2 protein-coding genes are annotated in these 2,021 nt (G+C 40.9%); both read right to left on the reverse strand.

Annotated features, from left to right (window positions below):
• Positions 1-250: 250 nt before the first annotated feature.
• The gene (locus BUB12_RS17345; protein WP_072892169.1) at positions 251-697 is read right to left on the reverse strand and encodes a DUF2663 family protein; all 447 of its coding nucleotides are present in this window, start codon (positions 695-697) and stop codon (positions 251-253) included.
• A gap of 62 nt (positions 698-759) precedes the next feature.
• The gene (gene htpX, locus BUB12_RS17350) at positions 760-1,797 is read right to left on the reverse strand and encodes a protease HtpX (RefSeq protein WP_084063401.1); all 1,038 of its coding nucleotides are present in this window, start codon (positions 1,795-1,797) and stop codon (positions 760-762) included.
• Positions 1,798-2,021: the final 224 nt, after the last annotated feature.

Below are 2,021 nucleotides of genomic sequence, written 5' to 3' on the forward strand. Positions count from 1 at the left end.
AACTCGCTCGCCCCAGGGTGAAAGTCGCTCCCAAAAAGGGTAAACTCGCTCCACCAAAAGGTAATCACTTCCCTCAACTCTCTCCATTCCATACAAATAGGCTACCCTAGCGCAAGCAAGAGTAGCCATGATATTAACCGGCACTTCATAAACTATTCATTTATACATATTAGGACAATAATCCTTTTAAGCTGTGTGTTTTATCATAGGTAGACACATTTAATAAAAAGATATAAAAAGAAGCTTTCTTTCAATCATTTTTATACCGCAAATTTATCTTAAATTTCTCCTCCATCGTTTGCGAGATTTCATCCCGAATATTGGAGTATGGCGTGATGTAATGCGTGTCAAGATAGTCAATCGCTTCACTGCGAATCTTCTTATATTTATCTTTCTCCTTTTTCTCTTTTTTGGCGATAGCTGTGTATTGATAAAAAAGGAAAAGGCATATCATTAAAAGGATAAAAATGATTGGATTGCCAATCAAAAGCGGCAGCCCAGCGAAAACATCATTGCCCACAATATTCACATTGGAAAAGAAATAGTAAAGGTACGCAAGCAGTAAAATAACAACAAAGGCAAAAAGTAATAAGTAATTCTCCTTCTGCCTTTTCAATTTTTGATGCTTGGTGTGCTTCTTCTTCACTTCATCTAGCATTTTCATCGTATCATTTGAAACATGATCTTCCCATCTCATGAAAAATCCCCCCATATTCACTATATGAGGGGTTGTACATATGTATGCTTGAAGGCTGGCCCTTACAAGTTTTTCAATCTCTCTATTCTTCGCTCTAACGATGGATGGGTGGAGAAGATGTCCCATACTCTGCTCGGTGAACTGATTTTTAATGCTGCATATGCCTTTTGCTCTTTGACTACCACTGGATTATCCATTTTCAGGCTTTCCAGAGCAAAAATCATCGATTCCTTATTAATCAATTCACTTGCTAGTTTGTCGGCAGCGAATTCTCTTTTCCGTGAAAAAGCCTTCACAACCAAACTCCCCAGAAATGCCAACACCAGTGTCGCCACAAATTTTACAAATGCAATCAGGTAAAACATTAGTGCACTAACATTCTCTGAGAAAAATGCTACCCATTTGATCATGTTCAATGGAAGGGTGATTAATAGAACAATCGTATTCACAACGCTCTGCACCAGACTAAGTGTTACCATGTCACCGTTGGAAATATGAGCAACTTCATGGGCTGCAACGGCTGCAATTGCTTCCTCATCCATTTGCTCCAATAATGCCGTACTAAATGCCACCAGTGACCGTTTTTTGCTTGGCCCTGTTGCGAAGGCATTCACATCCCGGCTTTCGTAAATCCCCACTTCAGGCATGTGCTGCATTCCGGCTTTTGAGCACAAGGAAGCAACCATCTCATACAAACTCTTTTCCTCTTCATTTTGGAAGCCTTCAGGATTGATGATGTGCATATGATGGGCTTTCTTGGCAAATGTTTTGGAAAAAAGCAGCCCAATAAATGGGAAAGTAAAACCAAACAATAGGAAAAATGGTGCGATAGCTATCAACGCGCCCCCAGAGATGATTGACAAGGATGCGACAATTGCAACGTTCGCCAAAATAAACCATGTCCAGCGCTTCATCGTTCCACCCTTCACTCGTATTGCTTCTGACCCCTTAATAAAACTCGTTATCCCACCAAAATCTCTCATTGGTCCTACTTCGGTAGCGGTTGCAGCTTGTTCCTGAAAAGGTGCCCCACAATGAGGACATGCTGCTGCCTGATCGGATACTTGATTTCCACATTCAAAGCACGAAAGTAATGCCATGATGCACTCCCCCCTATTAAAAGTAAAATAAGTAAAATAATTACATAACTATCAATTCGACATACTATGACATTTTTCCTGCTACTTTAGACTTATTTTTCTAATCATACTCGCCCCCGGAAGTTCCGTGATCACCAATGCTGAGAATTCGCTCGCCCCGAGTAGAAACTCGCTCCACAAAAGGAAAAGTCGCTCGCCCCGAGTAGAAACTCGCTCCACAAAAG

The sequence above is a fragment of the Ornithinibacillus halophilus genome, from assembly GCF_900129485.1.
GTDB classification, from domain to species: Bacteria; Bacillota; Bacilli; order Bacillales; family Amphibacillaceae; genus Ornithinibacillus; species Ornithinibacillus halophilus.

Excerpts from the sequence above, each read along its gene's own strand:
- htpX (WP_084063401.1), bottom strand. The coding sequence starts at position 1,797 with ATGGCATTACTTTCGTGCTTTGAATGTGGAAATCAAGTATCCGATCAG.
- BUB12_RS17345 (WP_072892169.1), bottom strand. The coding sequence starts at position 697 with ATGAGATGGGAAGATCATGTTTCAAATGATACGATGAAAATGCTAGAT.